Annotated in this window: 23 protein-coding genes and 1 tRNA gene; 6 read left to right on the top strand and 18 right to left on the bottom strand. The window is 33.8% G+C overall.

Translation table 11 applies throughout. The features are described 5' to 3' along the window. Window positions 1–8 precede the first annotated feature (8 nt). Window positions 9–464 (top strand): flavodoxin, encoded by a 456-nt coding sequence (locus ABWU86_RS01430; RefSeq protein WP_293794114.1) that lies wholly within the window; start codon window positions 9–11, stop codon window positions 462–464. A gap of 24 nt (window positions 465–488) precedes the next feature. Here the strand turns inward: ABWU86_RS01430 and ABWU86_RS01435 are convergent, their stop codons facing one another. Beyond that, a complete protein-coding gene (locus ABWU86_RS01435; RefSeq protein ID WP_293794116.1) occupies window positions 489–1,373 on the bottom strand; it encodes a YihY/virulence factor BrkB family protein in 885 nt (294 codons plus the stop codon). Continuing rightward, window positions 1,366–2,490: a non-hydrolyzing UDP-N-acetylglucosamine 2-epimerase gene (gene wecB / locus ABWU86_RS01440; RefSeq protein WP_353321280.1), complete on the bottom strand. Its 1,125-nt coding sequence runs from the start codon at window positions 2,488–2,490 to the stop codon at window positions 1,366–1,368. The genes ABWU86_RS01435 and wecB overlap by 8 nt, the downstream gene beginning before the upstream one ends. Before the next feature lie 188 nt (window positions 2,491–2,678). Here wecB and ABWU86_RS01445 point away from each other — a divergent pair, with 188 nt between their 5' ends. Then, on the top strand, window positions 2,679–3,614 hold the full coding sequence (locus ABWU86_RS01445) for a glycosyltransferase family 2 protein (RefSeq protein WP_353321048.1): 936 nt from the start codon (window positions 2,679–2,681) through the stop codon (window positions 3,612–3,614). Beyond that, window positions 3,614–4,030: a GtrA family protein gene (locus tag ABWU86_RS01450; RefSeq protein WP_293794118.1), complete on the top strand. Its 417-nt coding sequence runs from the start codon at window positions 3,614–3,616 to the stop codon at window positions 4,028–4,030. Before ABWU86_RS01445 ends, ABWU86_RS01450 begins: the two co-directional genes overlap by 1 nt. A gap of 42 nt (window positions 4,031–4,072) precedes the next feature. Here the strand turns inward: ABWU86_RS01450 and ABWU86_RS01455 are convergent, their stop codons facing one another. After that, entirely contained in the window at window positions 4,073–5,431 is a 1,359-nt protein-coding gene (locus tag ABWU86_RS01455) for a gluconate:H+ symporter (protein ID WP_353321282.1), read from the bottom strand. Window positions 5,432–5,708: 277 nt separating this feature from the next. Here ABWU86_RS01455 and rbsU point away from each other — a divergent pair, with 277 nt between their 5' ends. Further along, complete coding sequence (rbsU, locus tag ABWU86_RS01460) at window positions 5,709–6,590, top strand: ribose/proton symporter RbsU (protein ID WP_293794122.1); 882 nt, start codon at window positions 5,709–5,711, stop codon at window positions 6,588–6,590. A gap of 42 nt (window positions 6,591–6,632) precedes the next feature. On the opposite strand, the gene ABWU86_RS01465 is transcribed toward rbsU, so the two are convergent. From ABWU86_RS01465 to ABWU86_RS01515, 11 genes are all read right to left on the bottom strand, one after another. After that, window positions 6,633–7,340, bottom strand: a complete 708-nt coding sequence (locus ABWU86_RS01465) for a response regulator transcription factor (protein WP_353321051.1) — start codon at window positions 7,338–7,340, stop codon at window positions 6,633–6,635. A gap of 15 nt (window positions 7,341–7,355) precedes the next feature. Then, entirely contained in the window at window positions 7,356–8,063 is a 708-nt protein-coding gene (phoU, locus tag ABWU86_RS01470) for a phosphate signaling complex protein PhoU (protein ID WP_053950289.1), read from the bottom strand. A gap of 11 nt (window positions 8,064–8,074) precedes the next feature. After that, window positions 8,075–8,830: a phosphate ABC transporter ATP-binding protein PstB gene (gene pstB / locus ABWU86_RS01475; protein ID WP_353321053.1), complete on the bottom strand. Its 756-nt coding sequence runs from the start codon at window positions 8,828–8,830 to the stop codon at window positions 8,075–8,077. A gap of 9 nt (window positions 8,831–8,839) precedes the next feature. After that, a complete protein-coding gene (gene pstB, locus ABWU86_RS01480; RefSeq protein WP_293794445.1) occupies window positions 8,840–9,634 on the bottom strand; it encodes a phosphate ABC transporter ATP-binding protein PstB in 795 nt (264 codons plus the stop codon). Between the two features lie 13 nt (window positions 9,635–9,647). Next, window positions 9,648–10,535 carry a phosphate ABC transporter permease PstA gene (gene pstA, locus ABWU86_RS01485; RefSeq protein WP_293794453.1) on the bottom strand — a complete coding sequence of 296 codons (888 nt, stop codon included), beginning with the start codon at window positions 10,533–10,535 and terminating at the stop codon, window positions 9,648–9,650. After that, window positions 10,535–11,455 (bottom strand): phosphate ABC transporter permease subunit PstC, encoded by a 921-nt coding sequence (gene pstC, locus ABWU86_RS01490; RefSeq protein WP_053950292.1) that lies wholly within the window; start codon window positions 11,453–11,455, stop codon window positions 10,535–10,537. The genes pstA and pstC overlap by 1 nt, the downstream gene beginning before the upstream one ends. 10 nt (window positions 11,456–11,465) lie before the next feature. Next, entirely contained in the window at window positions 11,466–12,323 is an 858-nt protein-coding gene (locus tag ABWU86_RS01495; RefSeq protein WP_353321285.1) for a phosphate ABC transporter substrate-binding protein PstS family protein, read from the bottom strand. Between the two features lie 161 nt (window positions 12,324–12,484). Further along, window positions 12,485–13,348, bottom strand: coding sequence for a phosphate ABC transporter substrate-binding protein PstS family protein (locus tag ABWU86_RS01500; protein WP_353321287.1), 864 nt, complete (start codon window positions 13,346–13,348; stop codon window positions 12,485–12,487). A gap of 139 nt (window positions 13,349–13,487) precedes the next feature. After that, a tRNA-Arg gene (locus ABWU86_RS01505) sits at window positions 13,488–13,560 on the bottom strand. Between the two features lie 52 nt (window positions 13,561–13,612). After that, window positions 13,613–14,929: a DEAD/DEAH box helicase gene (locus ABWU86_RS01510; RefSeq protein ID WP_353321056.1), complete on the bottom strand. Its 1,317-nt coding sequence runs from the start codon at window positions 14,927–14,929 to the stop codon at window positions 13,613–13,615. 66 nt (window positions 14,930–14,995) lie between these two features. Beyond that, window positions 14,996–15,739 (bottom strand): GH25 family lysozyme, encoded by a 744-nt coding sequence (locus tag ABWU86_RS01515; protein ID WP_353321058.1) that lies wholly within the window; start codon window positions 15,737–15,739, stop codon window positions 14,996–14,998. 219 nt (window positions 15,740–15,958) lie between these two features. On the opposite strand from ABWU86_RS01515, the gene gntK reads away from it, so the two are divergent. Next, window positions 15,959–17,506 (top strand): gluconokinase, encoded by a 1,548-nt coding sequence (gene gntK, locus ABWU86_RS01520; RefSeq protein WP_293794449.1) that lies wholly within the window; start codon window positions 15,959–15,961, stop codon window positions 17,504–17,506. A 91-nt stretch (window positions 17,507–17,597) separates the two neighbouring features. Further along, window positions 17,598–18,926: an APC family permease gene (locus tag ABWU86_RS01525; RefSeq protein WP_353321061.1), complete on the top strand. Its 1,329-nt coding sequence runs from the start codon at window positions 17,598–17,600 to the stop codon at window positions 18,924–18,926. A 106-nt stretch (window positions 18,927–19,032) separates the two neighbouring features. Here the strand turns inward: ABWU86_RS01525 and ABWU86_RS01530 are convergent, their stop codons facing one another. The 4 genes from ABWU86_RS01530 to ABWU86_RS01545 form a co-directional block, all read right to left on the bottom strand. Next, window positions 19,033–19,704 carry a type 1 glutamine amidotransferase gene (locus ABWU86_RS01530; RefSeq protein WP_353321063.1) on the bottom strand — a complete coding sequence of 224 codons (672 nt, stop codon included), beginning with the start codon at window positions 19,702–19,704 and terminating at the stop codon, window positions 19,033–19,035. A 97-nt stretch (window positions 19,705–19,801) separates the two neighbouring features. After that, on the bottom strand, window positions 19,802–20,827 hold the full coding sequence (locus tag ABWU86_RS01535; protein ID WP_353321065.1) for an Eco57I restriction-modification methylase domain-containing protein: 1,026 nt from the start codon (window positions 20,825–20,827) through the stop codon (window positions 19,802–19,804). A 32-nt stretch (window positions 20,828–20,859) separates the two neighbouring features. Continuing rightward, complete coding sequence (locus tag ABWU86_RS01540) at window positions 20,860–24,114, bottom strand: DEAD/DEAH box helicase (RefSeq protein WP_353321067.1); 3,255 nt, start codon at window positions 24,112–24,114, stop codon at window positions 20,860–20,862. 2 nt (window positions 24,115–24,116) lie between these two features. Then, complete coding sequence (locus ABWU86_RS01545) at window positions 24,117–25,040, bottom strand: restriction endonuclease (protein ID WP_353321069.1); 924 nt, start codon at window positions 25,038–25,040, stop codon at window positions 24,117–24,119. Between the last annotated feature and the right edge of the window lie 158 nt (window positions 25,041–25,198).

Genomic DNA, 25,198 nt, shown 5'->3' on the forward strand with positions numbered 1-25,198 from the left:
GAAATAATTTGAAAGCACATGTAGTTTTTGCAACTATTACCGGTAACAACGAAGACGTTGCTGATATCGTTACTGAAGGCCTTGAAGATTTAGGTTTAGATGTTACTCAAACTGAAATCTCTCAAACAGATCCACAAGACTTAACCGATGCTGATATCTGTGTCGTTTGCGCTTATACCTATAATGAAGGTCACCTTCCAGAAGAAGGTTTAGACTTTTTTGAGGATTTAGCTGACCTTGATTTATCAGGTAAAGTTTTCGGAGTCGCTGGTTCTGGCGATATCTTCTATGAAGAATTCTTTAACACCGCCGTTGATGATTTCATCAACCAATTCAAGAAAACGAATGCTACTCAAGGTTTCGAAGGCGTTAAGATTAATCTTGAACCTGATGAAGATGACATTGCCAAACTAGACGAATTCTCTGCAGGTTTAGTTAAAGCATATAATGACTTAAAAAAATAATCGTTGATTTTATCAACGATTTTTTTATTTGTCTTTTTTAGGCATAAAAGATTTAAATGTTGGCTTTCTATCTTTAATTTCAGATTTTGACATATCCTGTACGGAAGCATTGATGACAGCACCAATCAACAGCATCATTCCGACTATATACAGCCATAGCATTAAGATGACGAAAGTGCCTAATGTCTTATATGCATCGACACTACGGGCAAAGTAATGTAGATAAATGGAAAATCCCTTTGATAAGATAATCATCCCAATAGTCACAATTAGTGATCCCATCCATACATATCTCCATTTAGTAGTTACTGTTGGAACGAAATAATACATTAATAGTACTAATCCAAATACACCTAAAATAGTTAATGGATATCTTAGAAGAATAAAGATGCTAACGTTTATCTTAGATAGTCCCATCAGGTATGCAGAATAACTGATAATCACTTTTCCAAAACCAAAGAATAGTAAAAAGATTGCTAAAGATATTACCAATAGCAACATCCACACAAATGAAACAATTCTATTCATTAAGTTACTTTGATTTTGAATACCATACGATGAGTTAACTGAACGTTGAAAGGCAGCTAATGCTCGACTGGCTGACCAAATGGCTAAAATTAATCCTATTGATAATTTACCAGTATTTCCACCATCAAGTGCCGATACAATAATCGGACTAACTGTTTTAAAAATAGTTGGTGGTAATAATGGTTGTAAGTAATCTAATATTTCATATTGATTAACTTGCAATAATTTCAATAAATTTCCAAAGATAATTGCTGCAGGAAATAGTGATAATAATGAATAAAAAGCAATTACTACTGCTGCATCAGATACGTTGGAATCTTTGTAGTGTCTCTTTACGATTAATAAAAAACGTTTCATGCGTTGGATTCGTTCCCTACTCATTAATATCACCGCTTAACCTTTTATTGGTAAAGATATTTTTGATTGCATCTAAAATTTGAATTGATGCCGTTCCATCTCCATATGGATTTTGCGCGGTCGCCATCTTTTGGTAAAGTTGGTCATCATCAATTAATTTATCAAATGCTTTGCGGACATTATCTTGGTTGGTTCCAACCAATTTTAATGTACCTGCATTAACACCCTCTGGACGTTCTGTCGTATCTCTCAGTACTAGCACAGGTTTACCCAGTGATGGTGCTTCTTCTTGAACTCCCCCAGAATCAGTCATAATAAAGTAACTGCGGGCAGCCATATTATGGAAATCAACTACGTCTAGTGGCTCAATTAAATGTACTCGATCAATTCCATCAAAAACATCATGTGCGATATTTTGAACTGATGGGCTTAAATGAACGGGATAAACTACTTCAATATCATCACGTTTTAAGACTTCCTCCTTGATAACTTCAAATGTACGTCGCATTGGTTCACCTTGGTTTTCACGACGATGCATCGTTAACAAAATAATTTTGTGTTGGTCGGAAATATCATCTAAAACATCATGGTGATAATCTGTATCCACAGTTTGTTTTAAGGCATCAATTGCAGTGTTTCCAGTAACATAAATTTTATCTTGGTCAAGATTTTGTTTTAGTAAATTTTCTTTACTTAATTCAGTTGGTGCAAAGTAGACGTCTGACAAAATATCGGTCATTTGACGGTTCATTTCTTCAGGATATGGAGAATACTTATCCCAAGTTCTAAGTCCCGCCTCAACATGTCCTAATGGAACTTGGTGATAAAACGCACTAATTGCGGCCGCGAAAGTCGTAGTTGTATCACCATGGACTAAAATAATATCTGGCTTGGCTTCTTCAATAACACTATCCAATTTACTAATTACGGTCGTTGTGATTGAACTCAAAGTTTGTTCAGCCTTCATTACATGTAAATTGTAATCCGATTGAATATTAAAAATATCCATTACTTGGTCTAACATCTCTTTATGTTGCCCAGTTAGGACAGTAATTGGTTCAAATTGATCTGAACGTTTTTTCATCTCTAATATGATAGGCGCCATCTTAATTGCTTCAGGACGAGTTCCAAAGATGGTCATCACTTTTATTCTGTTGTTCAAGATTACGCCTCCATTTAAAATGTTATTTCCTTAATTATAACAAAATAATATATCATTTCCGATGCAAAAGGATAACTTAATTGAAATTTAAACTATTTCTATTCCTTTTTTTATGGTGTATTATGATAAAATAAATATAATTACGGATAAAAAAGGAGGTTGCAATTATGCAAACCATTGGTTTAATTGTACCCTGTTATAATGAAGAACCATCTATTAAAATATTCTATGATGAAGTTGAACGAGTTTTTAACGAAATGCATGCTAATAACATGGATTACAATCATGAATATTGGTTTATTAATGATGGATCATCTGATAATACATTAAATGAAATTAAAAAATTAAGAGAAATTGATAAAAATGTTCACTTCGTTTCTTTCTCCAGAAACTTCGGTAAAGAATCAGCCATGTCTGCTGGTTTAAATAACGTTGGCGGTGACTATGTTGCTGTTATGGATGTCGACTTACAAGACCCCCCTTCGTTATTACCACAAATGATTAAGTACATAAAAGAAGAAGATTATGATGTCGTTGGTTGTGTACAAAAATCTAGAAAACAAAACTTCGTACGTGCTTTCTTATCATCTAGTTTTTACAAGGTAATCAATAAAATGTCTGACGTTGAAATCAAACAAAATGTGAGAGATTATCGTCTAATGACACGTCAATATGTTGATAACGTTTTGAAATTAACTGAATACAACCGTTTCACTAAAGGAATTTTTAGTTGGGTTGGGTTTAAAACAAAATATATTGAATATGATGGGGTCCAAAGAGTTGCTGGTGAATCACATTGGTCACTATATCAACTTCTTGAATACTCATTAGAAGGAATAGTCGATTTCTCAGACGTCCCACTAAAGGTGGCTACTTGGGTTGGTGGTATCTCGTTCTTCTTCTCAATTATCGGTATGTTTTTTGTTATCTTAAGAGCAATCTTTTTCGGTGACTCTGTGTCTGGATGGCCTTCATTAGTATCAATTATCTTATTGATCAATGGAATCCAATTATTCTGTTTAGGAATTGTCGGTAACTATATTGGTAAGATTTACTTAGAAACTAAGCATCGTCCAAAATATATTGTGAAAGAGAAGGAATAATGAAAAAACTTTGGAATAAATATAAACAAGTAATTGCATACTTATTTTGGGGAATATTAACCACAGTTATTGATATCGTCGTCGCACTTTTATTTCATAATTTATTTCCCAACGTCGATATCATTTGGAACACTATTATCGCTTGGATTGCCAGTGTTTTATTCGCATATATAACAAACAGAAAATGGGTATTTAAATCTACAGCAACAACTGTTAAAGACTATATTTCAGAAATAATTTCTTTCTTCTTAGGAAGATTCTCATCATTAGTTTTAGAGGAAATTATTTTAATAATTGGTGTATCGATTGTTAGCGTAAATAACTTCGACTTACTAAAAATTTTTAGTCAGGCTATTGTAATAATTTTTAACTTCTTCTGGTCTAAATTCATTGTTTTCAGAAATAGAAATAAATAAAAAGCATTGAGATTTATCTCAATGCTTTTTATTTATTAATTATTAGTGAATGAATAGGCTTAGAAGTAATACCATTAGTAATCCAACTACTGATATAACAGTTTCTAAGACTGTCCAAATCTTCAATGTTTGTTTTACGTTTAAGTCAAAATATTCTTTAAACATCCAGAAACCAGCATCGTTAACGTGTGATGCAGCAAGTGATCCGGCACCAATAGCTAGCGCCATTAGTACTGGGCTAACACTTAGTGAATGCATTAGAGGAGTTACTAGACCGGCAGCAGTCATACCAGCAACAGTTGCTGAACCTAGTGAAACACGTAGGATAACTGCGATTAGCCAAGCTAAGATAATTGGTGATAAGTTAGCGTGAACCATTACTTGTTGAACCGCTTTACCAACACCACCATCGATTAATACTTGCTTGAATGCTGATCCACCACCAATAACCATTAGTAGCATCGCAATTGACTTAATAGCTTCTGTAACAGTGTTAGTGATGTCTTCCATCTTCTTACCACGGTTGAAGCCCATTGACCAAATAGCAAATAGTAAAGTAACAATCATGGCGATAACGGGGTTACCAAACATAGCAACAACAGCACCGATACCATGTGGATCTTCAACAGCTTTACCACCGTTAAATACCATGTCGTATACGGTAGCGATAGCCATTAAAATAACTGGTAGTAATGAAGTAAATGCAGCAATTCCGAAACTTGGAGTGTCTTTTAAATCATACTTCTTCATTTCACCGAACGCTGGTAGTGACTTCTTAATAACGAATGTTTCTGGAGCAATTTTCTTAGCAATCTTTGTGTAGATGGGGCCAGCTACAATCACACAAGGGATTGCAACGATAATTCCTAATAGAAGAGTTTGTCCAATGTTAGCACCTAGAGCAGTTGCAACAGCAGTTGGAGCTGGTTGTGGAGGTAAGAAACCTTGGGTTGCTGATAAAGCAGCAGCCATTGGAATTCCTAAGTAAACAAATGGTACGTCAGCTTCTAGTGCAACAGCAAATACGATTGGTGTTAATAGAACAAGTCCAACTTCGAAGAATAGTGACATTCCAATAATGAATGAAGCAACTACAATTGCGAATTGTAACTTTCTCTTACCGAATAGGTTAATTAAAGTTCTTGCAATTCGATATGAACCACCGGCATCGGCTACTAAACGACCGATCATGGCTCCAAAACCGAATACGATAACTAATTCACCTAATGAACTACCGATTCCGTTTTTAATCGAAATGGCGATATGTGCTGGGTTCATTCCTAAACCTAAAGCAACAACAACAGATGTAACAATTAATGAAATAAATGTGTTTAATTTACATTTAATAATTAAGAATAATAGTAATAAAATCCCTAATACTAATACAACAAATGGCATTATTTATTCCCCTTTTTCTATTATAAAATTTTTATGCTTTATATAAATGTAAGCGCTTTACTTTTCTATGAATTTAATATAACATACTTTATAGAAAATGAAAACGATTTCATTACATTTTTTAAAACAATGTCCCTACTAAATATGTTATATTACTTTGGGAGTTTTAAACCTTAATTTTTTGTTAAGTTTGGATGAAAACGAATTATTTTCTACTACATTTTAAAAACATGTGGTAAATTGATAATTAAATAATAGTTATAGAAAAGGAGGACACGCTTTGAACGCTGTTGCTTTATTAGTTGGGCTAGGTCCACTACTTGGTTGGGGTCTATATCCTACAATTGCTTCATTATTTGGAGGTAAACCAACTAACCAAATCTATGGTTCCACTTTAGGGACACTTATCTTCGCTGGTATTTTTGTATTAATTACAGGCTACTCAATTCCATCAGGAATGAAATTTGTACTCGCATTACTTTCAGGTGCAGGTTGGGCTTTTGGCCAAATCATGTCATTTAAATCATTTGAATTAATTGGATCATCACGAGTAATGCCAATTACCACTGCCTTACAATTAATCGTAACTGCCCTTTGGGGTGTGTTTGCATTAGGAAACTGGCATACTGAAGGTCATCGTACCATTGGATTTATTGCACTTATTGTTATCATCATTGGTGCAACTATGACTGCTTGGCAAGAACACAAAGATACACAAGGTTCAAGCGACTTGAAGAAAGCAATCGTACTTCTAATTATTGGAGTAATTGGTTACTGGGCATACTCAGCTGCTCCTCAAGCAGCTCACTTAGATGGTATGCACGCATTCTTCCCACAAGCTTTAGGAATGTTCTTAGTTGCCGTTATTTACTGCTTAATTAATGTTAAGAAGAACAACGTCTTCTCAACTAAGTCATCATACCTACAAATCATTTCAGGTTTCTTCTTCGCATTTGCTGCATTAACTTACCTAATTTCAGCACAATCTGACATGAATGGTTTAGCTACTGGTTTCGTTCTATCACAAACATCAGTTGTCTTAGCTACACTAACTAGTATCTACTTCCTACACCAAAACAAGACTAAGAAGGAAATGGTCATTACTATCTTCGGATTAATCTTAATTATGGCTGCTGCTGCTGTTACAGCATTCCTTAACTAATAAAAAATACCGTTAAAGAATTAATTCTTTAACGGTATTTTTTTATTTTAATACATATCCAAAACCACGAACGGTTTTGATCTCAACGTCATTTTCAGGCAGTTCTTTTAACTTATCACGAACGTGACTGACGTGCATATCAACGATTCGAGATGATATAAATGCATCCCCATCGTCTCTATCTTCACGCCAGACACCGTTAAATATCTGTTCTCTGCTTAGAACTTGGTCATGGTGTCTTACCATATAATAAAAGATATTAAACTCCTTAGGCGTGAAATTTAGCACTTCCCCCTTATATTTAACTTGGAAATGCTTCAAACTAATTACAAAGTCTTTAAAATGCTCTTTACGTTTATTATTACCAGTTTCTTCGGCTAGTTCGTCAAATGCACTAATCTTATGCATAGTTCTTAAAATAATGCGATTAGCATCAATATAGTTACTAAAGTAATCCATAACCCCTAAATTATAACAAGCTTCTTCATCATCAGCATCATATTCTTGATCAAAGGTTATGACAGGTCCTACAAAGGATTTTGTAACTTGGGCAATTAAATCTTTAACCCGATTAAAATCATCAAAAACTGACAAGTCAATAATGACCGCAAAGACGTTGTCTTTTTTGACGATTACATCAATATCTTCATCATCGCTGATACTGTTGACGAAGTATTCATGTTGCAAAGCTAATTGACTAACTTGTGCAGCTAATTTTAATTGTTTAGTTACTAGCAAAAGACTTTGCATCCCCCGAGTTCCTCCCTATTTTGGATTGTTCTTTAGTTCTTTGGCGATTAATTCTGGTTCAATTTTACCAGGGTTTAATTCGACAATCTTACCAGTTGAATTATATACAATCCATTCTGATAAGTTAACAATATGATCCCCAATTCTTTCTAGGTAACGAACAACCATTAGATAAATAGTTGCTAACTCAATTTTATCACTATTCTTTTCCATTTCAGCAACGATTAGATTTTTAGCTAGAACGAACTTCTTATCAATTAAGATATCTTCTTGGGCGACTAGCTTAGCAGCTTCTTGATCGTTGTGAACGTATGCGTCTAGTGATGATTCTAGCATTCCTCTAATCTTTAATCCCATTTGGTTAATGGCATCATTAACTTCTGGAATACGGTTATCGGTGTTGATACGTAATGTTTCGCGGGCGATTGATGACGCATGGTCACCAATTCTTTCCAAATCAGAACTAGCTTTTAGCAAAGTAATGATTGAACGGAAGTTAGATGCCACTGGTTGACGCAAAGCAATCAAGTTTAATGCTTCTTTTTCTAGGTCAACTTCTTCATCGTTAACCTTACTATCACTTTTAACGACTTCATTAGCAAGCTTTTGGTCGTTTTCAGTAAAAGCTTTAATTGACTGATAGATTTGATCAGAAACGTTAATTCCCATCTTCATGTAAGTCTTTTGTAACACTTTAAGTTTGTCATTGAATGTTTGGCTCATAATCAGGTCTCCTATCCGAATTGTCCATTCAAGTAATCACTAGTTTCTTGCTTATCAGGATTTAAGAACATCTTGGAAGTCTTGTCATATTCAATTAAATCTCCGTTAAGCATAAAGGCTGTTTTATCAGCAATTCTAGATGCTTGTTGCATATTGTGAGTAACAATGATGATTGTAAAATCTTTCTTTAATTCTAACAAAGTATCTTCAATTTTAGCACTAGAAATTGGATCTAGGGCCGAAGTTGGTTCATCCATTAGAATGATTTTAGGTTTTACAGCTAACACACGAGCAATACAAATTCTTTGTTGTTGACCACCAGAGAATGATAATGCGTTCTTATTCAAGTCATCTTTTACTTCATCCCAAATTGCAGCTTGTTTTAAACTAGTTTCCACGATTTCGTCTAAAACTTTCTTGTCTTTCACGCCGGCAATTCTTAGTCCGTAAGCGACATTATCATAAACTGAGAATGGGAATGGATTAGGTTGTTGAAACACCATTCCGATTTCTTTTCTTAATTCAGTCATATCAGTAGTTGGTGCGTAAATGTCTTGGTCACCTAATCGAAAACTACCAGTTACTGTTGTATTGTTTCTTAAGTCATTCATGCGGTTTAAACATCTTAAGTATGTTGATTTTCCACATCCAGATGGTCCGATTAATGCAGTGATTTGATTTTCTTCAAATTCCATATCGAAGCCATGCAATGCTTCTTTATCACCATAGTACAAATGAACATTTTCTGTTTTTAAAATGGAAGTCATCTAATTCACCTACCCGAAGTTTCCTGAAATATAGTCTTCTGTTGCTTGCATTTTTGGTCTTGTAAAAATGTGTGAAGTCTTATTAAATTCGATTAAATGTCCTTGGTGGAAAAATGCAGTGTAGTCACTCATACGAGATGCTTGTTGCATGTTATGAGTAACGATGATGATAGTGTATTTTTCTTTCAAACGATTTAATGTGTCTTCAATCTTAGATGTTGAGATTGGATCCAACGCACTGGCTGGTTCATCCAATAGCAATACATCTGGTTTCATCGCAATCGCCCTAGCGATACATAAACGTTGGGCTTGTCCACCTGATAGTGAAAGTGCGCTTTCGTCTAATTTGTCTTTAACTTCATCCCATAATGCGGCTTCTCTTAAACTAGTTTCAACACGTTCATCTAGTTCTTTTTTGTCCTTAATTCCATGCTTTTTCAATGCGAATGTGATGTTATCACGAATTGATTTGGCGAATGGGTTCGGACGTTGGAATACCATTCCGATGTGTTTTCTTAATTCATAAACGTTGATCTTGTCATCGTTAATATTGACATCACGGTACATAATTTTACCGTCAACTGTCGCCACATTATCATTCATACGGTTTATTGAACGTAAGAATGTTGATTTTCCTGAACCAGAAGCACCAATCATCGCAGTTACTTTAAATCTAGGAAATGACATTGATACATCAAAGATAGATTGATGTTGGCCGTATGAAACGTTAACGTGTTTTGCTTCAATCGCGTTTTCAACCGCAAAATCACGCACATATTGTTGATCTAAATTATATTTTTTCATAATTGATCCCTTCCTACTTGCTAGAAGTCATTTTCTTGTATAAGCGATTTCCAATCCAATGTGCTAATACGTTGAATAGTAAGATTACAATGATTAACACGGCTGATGAACCACTTGAAATCGCGTTAGCATCTGGTGTAATTCCTTCTGAGTTAACCTTCCAAATGTGTACTGCTAGTGTTTCAGCAGGTCTTAGTGGATTTAAGAAACTGGTGTCTGAGAAGATGTTCCAGTTACTGTAATCAACGAATGGAGCACTTTGTCCGGCAGTGTAAATCAATGCGGCAGCTTCACCGAAGACACGTCCAGCACTTAAGATAATCCCAGTAATAATTCCAGGAACCGCTGCTGGTAGGATAATTCCAATAATGGTTTTCCATTGGGATAATCCTAATGATAAACCGGCTTCTCTTTGTAAATCAGAAATTGATTCCACTGAAGTTTCGATGTTTCTAGTTAGCAATGGCAAGTTGAAGAATGTTAATGCGATTGCTCCAGATAGAATTGAGAAACCAATCTTCATTTGAACAACGAATACTAGGTAACAGAATAGTCCAACTACCACTGAAGGAAGTGAACTTAAAACTTCAATTGTAGTTTTGATGATTTCAGTAATCCAATTTTTAGGTGCATATTCAGCTAGGTAAATCCCTGCGCCTAATGCTATTGGGAATGAAATAATCAATGTTAGTACTAATAAGTAAATAGAATTAAATAGTTGATCACGAATCCCACCACCTGCTAAGAATGATTGAGATTGTGTTGTTAGAAAATGCCATGAAATATGTGGAACACCAGTTACTAAGATGTATCCAATCAAGGCTGCTAAAATCGCAATTACCACAAGAACTAAACCGTAGATAACTCCGGTAGCAATTTTATTGGCTAATTTTGGATTAATCATTTCAACTTACCCTTCTTTCCAATCAACTTAACTAAGATGTTAAAGAATAGAGACATTAATAGTAGAACTAGAGCTAATGACCATAGGGCATTATTACCTAAAGTTCCCATAACTGTGTTTCCGATTCCTGTAGTAAGTTGACTAGTTAATGTTGAAGCTGGAGTAATTAGGTTCTTAGGCATTAAGATGGCGTTACCAATTACCATTTGAACCGCTAGTGCTTCACCGAATGCTCTGGCCATCCCAAAGATAACCGCCGTTAAAATTCCAGGAGTAGCTGACCTTAGAACAACTTTATAAATAGTTTGCCAACGAGTTGCCCCTAGTGCTAATGAAGCTTCTGATAAATGCTTTGGCACTGCATTTAAACTATCGACAGTAAGTGATGTGATTGTTGGTAGCACCATTACGAATAACACCATGGTTGCTGATAGAATCCCAAAACCAGTTCCACCGAATAATGTTCTTACGATTGGTACGATAATTGTTAAACCAATAAATCCGTATACAACTGATGGAATCCCAACTAGTAGTTCCACAACTGTTTGTAAGAAACCACGGCTCTTCTTAGGACCGATGATAGTCATGTAAATACCCACCGCAATCGCGAATGGTGTTGCAATTAATGCGGATAAGAAAGTAACACTAAATGATGTCACAATCATTGGTAGTGCCCCGACTTCTGGTTTACCATCTTTACCGATGGTTGAAGGTGACCAATCTTGTTTACTAATAAAATCCCATAAGTTAACGTGATTTTGAGTAAATGTTGAAACACCCTTTGAAATGATAAAGTATAGAATTAACGCAACTAAAACAACAATTGCTGAAATACTAATAAAACTTAAAGTACGACCAAATTTTTCTTGGCGTGTTTCCTTTGAGGGCATTAATATTTTCTTATTAATTTCCATGATCTTCCTCCGTTTAGTGGACTATTTGATTTTTAGCATCACGTTTAACTTTCATGTTATGAATGCTGATATAACCCAGTTTTTTAACAAGTCCGTCTTGAACTTCTTTTGAGTCAATGTATTCTAAGAATTTCTTGTTATTTTCGCTAATCTTTTTGCTAGTGTACATATGTTCATATGACCAAATCTTCCAAGCGTTTGTTTCAACATTTTTATCTGTTGGTTTTACATTATCAATTGATAATGGTTGAAGTGTCTTATCAACAAATGAGAATGAAAGATAACTAATGGCACCAGGAGTAGTTGCGACGATTCTACGAACAGTTCCGTTTGAATCTTGTTCTTGTGCCTTCACAGCAGTTTCACCATTTAAAACATTACTTTCAAATGTATTTCTAGTTCCGCTACCCTTTACACGGTTGATTACTTCGATTGGTGTATTCTTACCACCTAATTGTTTCCAGTTAGTAATCTTTCCTGTAAAGATTTTACGTAGGTTGTCTAAACTAATGTTTTTAACCCCAGTTTCTTTATTAACAACTGGTGTAATTCCAACTACCGCCACTTGGTGATCCACGATATTTTCAGCTTTAATCCCCTTTTGATTTTCAGCGAAAACATCTGAGTTACCGATAGTTACGGCTCCAGCTTGAAGTTGACTTAATCCAGTTCCTGAACCCCCACCTTGAACGGTTATGGAAAGTCCTTTATTTTTAGCTTGATATGCATTGGCTGCTTCTTCAACCAATGGTTGTAAGGCAGTTGAACCAACAACTGTAATTTTATTTTTTGATGCGGAGTTAACTCCACAAGCAGTTAACACTGATCCCGCCATTAATACAACGGCTGTCATTAACGACCATTTCTTAATTTTCATCATATTAAAATCATCCTTTTTTAATTTACATATAAAGTATAACAACCGTTTGTAAAGCTATTTAGGTTTTTTTGTAAATTTTATGTAAATTTAAGATTTAATAAAAAAAGCCTAAGTTTAACATTAGGCTTTTTGGATGATTTTTAATGATGAATTTATTTTACGTTGTTGGCACTATCCTTAGTAACCTTCATGTCTTTAATGCTAATGTAGCCAAGTTTTTGCACTAACCCATTTTGAACTTTATCTGATTGCATGTACTTAATGAAAGCATCTGCTGCTTTGCTTGAATCTTTTGGTGTGTACATGTGTTCATATGACCAGATCTTCCATGCATTAGTTTCAACATTCTTGTCAGTTGGTGCAACCTTATCGATTGATAAAGCTTGTAAACTCTTATCGATAAATGAGAATGCTAGATAACTAATTGCACCTGGAGTACCTGAAACAATCTTTTTAACTGCTCCGTTTGAATCTTGTTCTTGGGTTTGAATAGCAGTTTCACCTTTTAATACGTTTGATTCAAATGTTGCTCTAGTTCCACTACCCTTTACACGGTTGATAACATCAATTTTTAGATTTTTTCCGCCGACTTCTTTCCAGTTAGTAATCTTACCTGTAAAGATTTTACGTAGGTTATCTAGACTGATGTTAGTAACACCTACTCCTTTGTTAACTACTGGCGCCATTCCAACTACAGCAACTTTGTTATCAGTTAGTTGTTTGGCATCAACACCATTTTGATTTTCAGCAAAGATATCTGAATCACCGATGGAAACGTTCTTTGATTGAACTTGGCTTAAACCAGTTCCAGAACCGCCACCTTGTACTGAAATGTTTACCTTTGAATTTTCATCTTGGTAATTTTTCGCAGCTTGTTCAACTAATGGTTGAAGTGCAGTTGATCCAACAACTGAAACATCTTGAGTACTTTCTGAAGAACTTTGTGAACTTCCACATGCTGCTAATAAACCACCTGATACAAAAATAACTGAAGCAATTGATACTATCTTATTCATTTTAATCATATCAATATCTCCTATCCAAAATTTATGTTACAAGCTTAGTATAGGAGTGCTTTGTAAATTTAAAGTTATTTTAAAGTAAAAGTTATGTAAATATAAAAAAGATACTAACCAAAGTTAGTATCTTTTTTTATGACTCCACTCGGAATCGAACCGAGATCAGCCGCTTAGGAGGCGGTCGCCCTATCCAGTTGTGCTATGGAGCCATTAAAAGCAACAAATAATATTGTCGCATTTTAATATTTTAATGTAAAGAAATTATGATTTTTCAGCGTTATTCTTACGCCACTTGTTACGCATTCCTTTATTTTTAGTATGCTTATTCTTCTTTACACGTTTTTTCGGTGCTGGATTAGAAACGACTTTCTTAGCCTTCTTAACATTTGTTTGTTTTTTTGGTGCATCTGAATTTGATTTACTTTCTTTAGTAACCGTTTTTTCTACATTATTAATGGTAGCTTCTTTCGGTACTTCATGCACAATCTTATTCTTATAGAAATGAATTGTTTGAAAATCAAAATCATAGTCAGATAACAGATTGCGTAAATCTCTTAAATCATGGTCATCACCAAAGTTGATTACCATACCATCTTCACCCATTCGACCAGTTCGACCAACACGGTGAACATAATCAATGGCTTCATCAGGTAAGTCGTAGTTAACAACCGCAGGTAATTTAGCAATATCCAAACCACGGGCTGCCACATCAGTGGTAAGCAATAGCTTGATGCGCCCTAAACGGAAATCATCCATCGCCTTTTGCCGTTTAGTTTGGTTTTGATCAGAAGTTAATTTGGCGACTCCTTGATAATGGTTGTGAACAAAGAAACTGTATGTCTTGTTTAAATCAACAGTTTGATTGAAAAAGACCAACGCTTTAAAACCGGCAACGTGTTGTAAACGTGCCAACATCTTATTACGGTTCTTGCGTAAAACATTCATCAATCCATGTTCAACATGTCCTTGAGTTTTATCTTCATCACGCACATCAATTTTTTGAATATTAGGTTGGTTAAACCAACTTCCTAATTCATCTAATATTGGTGTGGCAGTGGCTGAGAAAAACTCTAGTTGCACATCTGACATTAATGAACCCACTATTTCTCTAACGACAGTTAGTGTTTCACCTTGTAGTAAATCGTCAGCTTCATCAATAATCACAGTTGAGAAAAGATGTGTTTTTAGTTTTTTGTCATCAATTAAATTTTTAATTCGACCAGCAGTTCCTACGATTACTTCCGGGTGCTTTTTCAAACGTTCCATTTGGCGTTTAATATTAGCACCACCAGTTAAAGCTAGGACTTTCATACCGCGTAAGTTAGCCCAATTTCGCGCTACTTTCGCAGTTTGAATTGCTAATTCTTGTGATGGTTCAATAATAAGTAATTGTGAACCTGCTTCTGGTTCTAGAATTTCGATACTAGGTATTAAGAAGGCAACTGTCTTTCCAGATCCAGTTGGTGATAATCCCAAGACGCTGTCTTGATTTTTAATAATTGGATAAACTCGTTCTTGAATCAACGTTTGTTTGTCGTATCCTAATTTATCGAAATATTTTTGAAATTGTTCTAGCATGCTTTTCCCCTATTTTTCGTTTCTTCTATAATATTATATTTTACCAAAGTTATGTTCTAAATACGATTAGCGGTCTTGATTTTTCACTAGGTAATGACGCCATCCCGATGTCGTTCCGTTAAAGGCAACTTGATTAACTAATACATTAGAGCCGTCAATATTAATTTTTCGGTTATTCTTCACTTCAATAAAATTAGCTCGTTTATTGTTAATATTCTGACTGAAATATTGCACATCATGAGTAATCTTATCATCTAAATGTGTAAAAATATGATAGCTACTGCGGACAACGACGTTGGTGTCATAATAACGATGTAACAAGAAAATAAAATTAGATAGTTTTTCGATTTGTGATGTTGATAAATCACCTTCAACATCAACCATTGGTGGTAAGGTTCCGTAATCTGTGCCAACTTCTTTGGTGAAGTTCTTTAATTGGTCTTTGATATTACTTTGCGTACTAAAAACGTGATAGGAACCAACCTGTAGTCCTGATCCTTGGCTTCTTTGAAAGTTGTCACTAAAATCATCATCAGTATATGTAGCCCCTTGGCTAGCACGAATGTAAACAAAGTTTTGTCCACTTTGTGCTAGGCTAACGAAATCAATATAGGCATTTGATTGACTAATCATAATTCCTTTGACTTCATATTTATCAATCAAGTAGTTTTGATAGTTTTCATATTGCACATATCCTAAAACACTAATAAACAATACAGCAATGATTGTGATAAGCCATTTATATTTTTTTACCATCTTTTGCCAACTATTATTCTTATTTTGATGATATAAACTCATTCGGGAATCCATTCGATCACCCCTTCGTACAATTATCTTTATTATAATCATAATCGTATCAAATTACTATAAAACATGTTAAAAGACTTGAAAGAACTGGCGCTTTTCCATATAATGTAAGCGGTAACTAAATAAATTTAGTGATGACTTTTTATGCGGATTTTATTATAATAGTTAACATTATTGAAAATAAATTAAGTCTCTCTTTTTAGATTGAAAGGAAGTTATGTTATGAACTACATCATTGGTGTTGATATTGGAACAACCAGTGTAAAAACTGTTTTGTACGATACCGATGGAGAAGTTAAGGGATACTCAAACGATGGTTATCCTTTATACCAAGATACTCCAGATATGGCCGAAGAAGATCCAGAAGAAATCTTCTCTGCCATGCTTGCAGGTTTAACCGAAGTTCTACGTAAGGCAGACCTACAACATGGTACATTAAAGGGTATTTCATTCTCATGTGCTATGCACAGTTTAATTTTATTAGATGAAAACCACAAGCCATTGACTCGTGCTATCACTTGGGCTGATAACCGTGCCGTTAACTACGCTGACCAATTAAAGGAAAGCGGTAAGGCAAAGGAATTATACGAAAAGACTGGTACCCCAGTTCATCCTATGACTCCACTTACTAAATTAATGTGGCTAAAGAACGAAAGAAAAAATGTTTACGACAAGGCAGCTTACTTTGTTGGTATCAAAGAATACATCCTATACAAGCTATTCGGTGAATTGAAAGAAGATTACTCAATTGCCAATGCAACTGGTATGTTCAACATCTTCAAGATGGATTGGGACGATGAAGCACTAGAATTAACTGGTGTATCACGTGACCAACTTCCTGAACTAGTTGACACTACTTACCAATTCAAAGGACTAAACAAAGCTTACGCTAACGTTATTGGTATTGATGAAGATACTCCATTCGTTATCGGTTCATCTGATGGTCCATTAGCTAACCTAGGGGTTAATGCTATTAAACCTGGTGTGCTAGCTGTTACTATCGGTACTTCTGGTGCCGTTCGTGTCGTTACTGACAAGCCTGTTATTGATCCAAAGGGTCGTGTCTTCTGTTACTACCTATCAAAAGACAAATGGGTTGTTGGTGGACCTGTTAACAACGGTGGTATCGTCTTCCGTTGGGTAAGAGATCAACTATGTGCCCCTGAAAAGGTTACTGCTGAACAAATGCACATGGATTCGTACGACCTATTAACAGAAATTGCTTCACAAATTCCTGCAGGTTCAGATGGATTACTATTCCACCCATTCTTAGGTGGTGAACGTGCTCCTATCTGGGACGCTAACGCTCGTGGTTCATTCTTTGGTTTAACTCGTATCCACACTCGTGCACATATGATTAGATCAGCGCTAGAAGGAATCGTATTTAACTTATACACTGTTAGTCTTGCACTAGAAGAAGTAATTGGTAAACCAACAAGCATTCAAGCTACTGGTGGTTTCGCTCGTTCAGAACTATGGCGTCAAATGTTAGCTGATATCTTTGAACAAGATGTTACTATTCCAGAAAGTTTTGAAGGTACTGCTTTAGGTGCTGCTACTTTAGGTATGTACTCACTAGGTATCATTGATAACCTAGAAAAGGTTAAAGACTTCGTTGGTGTAACAAACGCTCACAAGCCAAACCCTGACAACTACAAAGTTTACCGTGAATTAGCTCCTATCTACATTCGTTTGAGTCGTCAACTTCAAACTGAATACAAGAACATTGCTGAATTCCAACGTAAACATGATGTTGAAAACAACGATTAATTTAATTAACGTTATTTAACAAAAGGATGGGCGTCTTATTTTTGAGACCCCTCCTTTTTTTATGTTATATATTTACTAGGAGGATTTCGTCATGCAAAACGAAGAGTTAAAACGTGGAATCGGCATGATGGCTGCCCTATCAACAGTTATGGGAACTGTTATTGGTGCTGGTGTGTTCTTTAAAACCGCTAGTGTTGTTAACAGTACTCACTCATTTACTTTGACTGTCCTAGCTTGGATTGTTGGGGGATTATTAACAATCTGTGCTGGTTTAACTGTTTCAGAATTGGCAGCTGCGATTCCAAAGACCGGTGGTGCAATTAAGTATCTTGATTATACTTATGGTCCCCTAACCGGTTTTTCAATGGGTTGGGCCCAAATATTGGTCTACTACCCTGCTAACATTGCCGCAGAAGCAATTATTTTCACTACTCAATTAATTAACCTATTCCATTTAGATCCTAAGCTATTAAATCCGGTTGCGATTTTAGTAGCACTAAGTGTGCTATTCATTAACTTCTTAGGTTCTAAGTTCAGTGGAAACGTGCAAACTGCTACTTTAATTTTTAAATTAATTCCAATTTTCTTAATTGCTATTTTTGGTCTATTTATTCCAGGTGCAGTTCACGTTTCATTCCTACCAATTAGTCCAAGTGATCATGAAAATGTTTGGACTGCCTTTGGTTCAGGTCTTCTAGCAACTATGTTTGCTTATGACGGTTGGATTGGGGTTTGTGATGTTGCCGGTGAAATTAAGAACCCTAAGAAGAACTTGCCAAAAGCAATCATTATTGGTTTAAGTGCGATTATGGTAATTTACACATTGGTAAACGTTGCCTTCTTGAAGACATTGCCAATTGATCAAATTGCTGGTAACCAAAACACTGCTTCAGAAACTGCCATTAAGCTATTCGGTGAATTCGGTGGTAAGTTAGTTACTATCGGTATTTTAGTATCTGTTTACGGTTCATTAAACGGATACACACTAGCTGGTATGAGAATCCCATATGCCATGGGTCAAACTAAGTCACTTCCATTTAGTGATTGGTTCTCAAAACTATCCAAGAAAACTAAGGTACCATATACTTCAGGAATCTTCCAATTTGTGATTGCCATCTTAATGATTTTTGCGGGTAGTTTTGACCTATTAACTGATATGTTAGTGTTCGTTATGTGGATCTTTAACTGTCTATTATTTATCGCTGTATTCAAACTACGTCGTAAGGAACCAGAAATGATTCGTCCTTACAAAGTTCCATGGTACCCTATCGTCCCAATTATCGCGTTAGTCGGTGGTATCTTCATTCTTGCTGAAACCCTAGTTACTCAAACTGGATTAGCATTAATCGGATTACTATTAACACTAATCGGTATCCCGGTATACTACCTACAACAAAGACATTTAAAAAACAGTAAATAATAAAAAAGCATTCAATTAATTTTGAATGCTTTTTTGTTGGTTTTAGCGATTTTAATTTAGCCACGTCTATTTATACAAGTTATCTATTAAACGTGCTAATATCTACTTATTTTCCTTCAGAAATAAAATCTAAAATGGTATACATGACATCTTTATTTTCTTTTGGTACTTCTCTAGCTAAAATATCTTCTTTAGTTTGTTTAAAAACGGATCCATCAATGTAGTTAAAATCGTTAGTGACAATTTCTCTTACGTTATCAGTTTGTAATTCAAAATGGAATTGTAATCCAACAATGCGATGACCAATCACAAATCCTTGATTAGCTAGTAATTCACTAGAGAATAATAATTCGGCATTGTCAGGAATTTCGAATGTTTCACCATGCCAGTGCATCGCAGTTAATTCTGCTGGAATTCCGTCAATGACGTCTGATTTTAAGTAAACTGGTGCCCAACCGACTTCTTTAACTGGTGATGTGGTGATTTTACCACCAAATGCTTTAGAAAGTTGTTGCGCACCAAAGCACGCTCCAAACATTGGGACGTCTCTTTGTGCCAACTCTTTGATTAAGTCACGTTCGAATTCGATCCAATCAACATCATCGTTAACACTCATAGGTCCGCCCATAATCACTAACATATCGGTTTCGTCTACCTTAGGAAGATAGCCAAATTGATATGGATGATAAATATAAACATCATGATTTCTATCATGTGCCCAATCTAAAATCGATCCTGGTTGTTCATTTGGAGTATGCTGAATAATATTAATACGCAAAACTTTTCGCCTTCTTATATTTAATTTTTGATAATAGAAAGTAATATATACCTAAAATGAATTGGATGCAAAAAAGACACCTTGTGGGGTGTCTTTTTTAAATCATTTTCTTTGCTGTTGATTTAATAAAATGTATATCATCACTAGACAATTTATACTTTTTAAATAGCTGTTCATCAATTTCATCAATACTATTGTTCCAATCAATATCAGAATCATTTGTAAAATTTTGTAAAGGAACATATTTCCACTTATTTCTAGGTCCATCTTGTGTAATTTTTAATACTCCAAGCATAATTCTTGCAAATTTTGTCTTAATATATTTGAGTACATTTTCAGATTCAGTTTTATGATTAAACATGCCAATATATATAAATGTTTGAGTAAATCCACAATATGGGTCAAGAATAACAGGATTTGCTAATGATTCTCCCAGATATCCATTTCCTACAGCTTTCGGAATTACGACTCGATATTTGTCATATCCCAATGGTTCATTTATATAATCTTTTCTTATCCAATGACTTACTCGATTATTTTTATATCTTCCAAATATTTTTATATACTCGTTTCCATCTTCTGGCTTATTTTCAAAAAATACAATATTATCTAAAGTGTTTAATACACCTGTCCCAACATCATTTGGATGACTTTTAGATAAAATACCCTTAACTTCTGGATGGTCAGCATGCATTTTATCAGTAAACTTATAAATACCTTGCCCGGATATTATTTCATCAATTGTATCAATGGGATTGGAAAATACCTTATTTATTATAGGACTTAATTCAGGATGTGGTGTAAACATACCAATTTTACCGAAATTTTTATTTTGATTCCTATAAATTATAGTAATACCACCCTTAATATCCGTATTTTTAAAAATTTTAGAGGAATTTCTCTCATAAAATAACACTTTTAAATGCTCATCCGAAAGCATTTTTTTATTCCACTTTTCATCAGTACTCCCTGCATTAAATAGAAATCTAGCTGGAGATATTAGTGCATATTCAGGGGCAATTTTTTCTGCTAAATCATAAAAGTAGTTATAAATAGCATCATCTCTGGTATCTTCATTAGATTCTTGATAAGGTGGATTACCAACAACTACATCAAATTTCATATTTACAACTTCCTTTAAAAATATTATGTTTTTTACTCATTATTATTTCCAAACAATTCATCACATTTCTTTTCAAAATCACCCTCACCAAAAGCGTAAGGTGTAGTATCTAGTAAAACAATATGAGACGTATCAATTTTACTAAATTTTTCATCGAATCCAAAAATAAAATTACGAGAAATATTATATATAATATCACTTGGTGCAAAACCATAGATTTGATGTTCTAATATATGTTTTAGTCTTTTTTCCTTATCTGGAATTTGTTTTTCTAAGCCTACATACAGTCTTTTAACTACTTCAGTAATATATAATCCGGATTTCATATATAAATCTACAAAAGTTTTATTAGAATTTTTAAAGCAATCGGGATCCTCATGTTGTAATTTATTGACCATCATCTTAACGATTTTTTTGGGTGTGAAAATTTGATTAGTTTGTTGAGGAGGAATGTAATCAAATATATCCTCTTCTTGAGAATCATCAAAATAATTTGCTAATTCTTTTCGTTTTCTTAGAAATTCTTGAATTGATTCATTAAAAACTACAGAATTGAAAAAATTATAATCATCTCTTAATATGCGGAATTGGTCTAATGTTATTCCTGTAACTTCTTTGAAAACATCATCTTTGATATCTTTATCAAAATTGCATAAATTAGTATCTATATCACCATACGCCATCAAAAATGACGGAATTGTTCTAGCAAAACCACGTAATCTTGCCCTAACATTGTCTTCCACTATGTTCTTCTTATTGTCTTCAGATTTCTTTAATATTTCCTCAGTAGCTCTTACTGCTGATTCTTTAGACTTCTTTTCTAAAGTATCAGTCAAATTTTTCTTAAATTCCTTATTAAGTTCTTCTTGTTTTTTCTCAAATTCTAGCTTAGCTTTTCGGGCTTTTTCTTCATCATTTTTAGATTCAGACAATACTTTTTTATATTCTACTTCTGCTTCTGAATGCTTTATTTCTGATTTTTTTTGAACTATCTCTACCTCACGCGCAATTACCTTAGCATGCTTTTCTACGACCTTATTTGCAACTCTATCAGTTAACCCATTTTCCTTAGCAAGATTTTTTATAATATCCGCAGTATTTTCTTTAAAAGATTTAGAAATATTATTAGATATATTTACATTAGAATCATCAACACTATTTTTTATATTTTCGTAATACTTAGGTCCAAAATGTGCATTTGATGTATCTGATGTAATATCAGAATCTATAACAGTTTCTCCATAATCATCTACTTTAACATCTTTTGTATCAATTGATTCGTCTGATTTTTGGGAAACACTTTTACCAGGAGCAACAGGATTTATTTGGTCTAGTATCTCACGTGCTTCAGAGGAAGCAAATATTCCAGAAATGTTTTGAAATAATAGATTTGACATAAATCCATGTCTAACTACTTCTTTAGCTTTAACTGTTTTTGGTATAGTCAATACTTGATTAACATTCAGCTCAATCATCTTACCATCATCATCTTCTGCAATGACAGGGAAGAAATTTAATAACTTACGGATATTATCCTCATGATTTTTAACGATTCCCTTACCATTAATCTTTTTAGAATTTAAATTATTAGCAAATTCATCATAAATCATTAAAGTTCTTTCCGGTGCAAAATCAAAAACATATGCTGATTCTTTCTGATGTACTTCACCATTTGATTCATATTCCCATGGATTTTGTGATCTAAATGCTGCTTGCATATATGCACTAGGAGATTTTAAATTAGAAAGCATTAAAACTGCCGTCCATTCTGGAACTGTTACTCCAGTTGTTAACTGACCTACTGATATAGTTATGGTTTTATCATTATTCTTTATTGCTTCTTTTACTCTTTCAAGAGATTTTTGATTAATAATTTGATCATCATCATCATTTATTTTTCCATCACCAGCCGCCAATATAACTTTATAATTTTTAAATACAGGATCTTTTCTCAATAATCTTTCTAATGCTTTTGCGCTATCTACTCGATTTAGTAACCAAAAAGTGTGTTTTAATTCGTTACGTAATTCTATAGTTGAAAAAGGATATTTTTCATTATGAGTTAGTGAATGTAGCCATTTCTTTATTTCTGTTTCATAAATAAAGTTACCTTGATCATCAGTGTTAAAAAACTCATTTAAATCAAAAGCATAATCTATATTTTCTCCATCAATATCTGCACCCTTATTAACTTTGTCAGTTATCATTTTACTCATTTGATATGTAAACATACTTAATTTCGGTAATTTTTCATACGGATTATTTTCTTCAGAATTTTTCGACCAATTTTTTTTAGCTTCCTGCTCATCCACGTAAGTCCAATTATATATTTGTTCTTCAGAAAATTTATCTTCAGCAAGGGCTTTAAATGGTGTTCCAGAAAGATTTAAAATAAATTTACTATTGATTTGTTCAAAAGCAATATCGGTCTTAAATGTATCACGTCCTTCATGACTTTCATCTACCACTAGAAGGTCCCAATTTAAATCCTTAACCCATTTCAATTTATCATAACCACCGCCAAAATATATAGATCCTTTTAAATCTTGTAGGGATATGAAAGCAATTTGGCGAGCATTTTTATTTTTATCAATAATATCTAAAAAATTTTCACGAGTTAATACTGGTCTTCCTTTTAGGGAGTCTGAAGTGGAAATAAAATGATAATTAGTTTGCCCAGCAATAAATTTTTGAAAATCATCAAACCATGAATTTGCGATAGCAGGACGATTAGTAACAATTAACACATTAAATGCATCCATTTTTCTAGCTAAATCATAAGTTGTTAAAGTCTTTCCAAAACGAGGTTTCGCATTCCAAAGAAATTCTCCACCATCATGATTTTTTGCATAGCTAACAGTTTTATTAACGGCTTCTTGTTGTTCTAAACGTAGTGTATATTTAAAATGTTCTTTTGATTGACTATATTCGTTATTACAAAAATCCTCAAAATCATCATGCGCCTTTTCAGGTGTACCATCATAATAAAACCATTCTGTATTAGGAGATTGTTTTACATTTTTAAATTCTCTAAGATATGTATGAAACTGTTTATCCTTAAACCACTTATCAGTTTCATTAAATTTCGCAGGTTCGCTCCATAACTTATAATACGGTAAATTAATTGCCGCTGTCTTTGTTTGTTCAATTATACGTTTATCGACGTTTTTTCTCTCAGTGTACCCTATTTTAATCCAACCTGTCTTATCTTCTATTGTTGGTAACGTATACGCATAAATTTGTGGATAAATAGTCTTTATTGTCTTTATGATTTTATTATCATGCATTTTTATTTAACCCCTTTACTGAATCGTTCCATTTTATTGGTTTTCCAATTCATTATTTTTACTAATGTTCCGGGCTTTATAAACCACTTTTCTTCAGTAATTTCATCATCAAACAATGATATTTGCTGGTTAACAATCTTTTCCTTTTTTTCACTTAATGGGATTGTATAATTCAATCCATCCATTTGAAAAACATTGTAACTAATTATATTTGCAATATCTTTAAATAATTGATAAGGAGGTTCTTCTAACCACTTATCATAATAAAAATCACGAAATGTATATAGAAGATTCTCACGAGCAAGTAATAAAGAATCGCCGCTCCATTCAAATCCATAACTCGCTTTGAATGCATCTTTTACCAATTTTCCCCAATCTTCTTTAACTTTAACTTCTTTATTAATCCTTTTTAATTTACGATCAACGAACCCAACTCTTTCGCTAATTTCAATGATATTACCATTCTCAACATCATATCGTGTCGTCATATATGGTCCCTCTCCACAAGCAATCTCTATCCATAAACGATTAACATATTTTTCCAAACTATCCTTCTTATATTCCAAGTCAATTTGGTCATTTTGTTTTTTTACAATCCAAATTGGTGTAAATACTTCAGCTTTTGATTTCGTTCTTTCTTTTTGAATCTCCTGGGATTTTAAAGCACGTGGCATTATAATTTGTCCCCTACTACCAGTTATTACGTTAGGCTTTATTTCAGATTCCAATGAATAATCACTAAATCCATATTTTTTATAATTTTCATTAGCCCAAATAATATTTTTTTTCTTACCTTTTGTTGATTTAGTTCTATCAATCAATAAAATATCAAGAATTTCAGGCATTTTTTCTTGAATAATATTTTCTTGAATATTAGCACCAACTTGATCTTTCTTATAGTTTAATTTTTTTCGTACTTTATTCATTATAAAAATTCCCCTATCTTATATTTTTATTTAATAACTTATTAACAATCTAATAATATGGGGAAATAAACAATTCGGAATCATTTTAAACATCAATCTTAATTAATAAGAAATTTCCAATATATACCCTGATTTAATAATAAAAGTTACTAAAAAAC

This window comes from Apilactobacillus pseudapinorum, assembly GCF_040369555.1.
GTDB lineage: Bacteria > Bacillota > Bacilli > Lactobacillales > Lactobacillaceae > Apilactobacillus.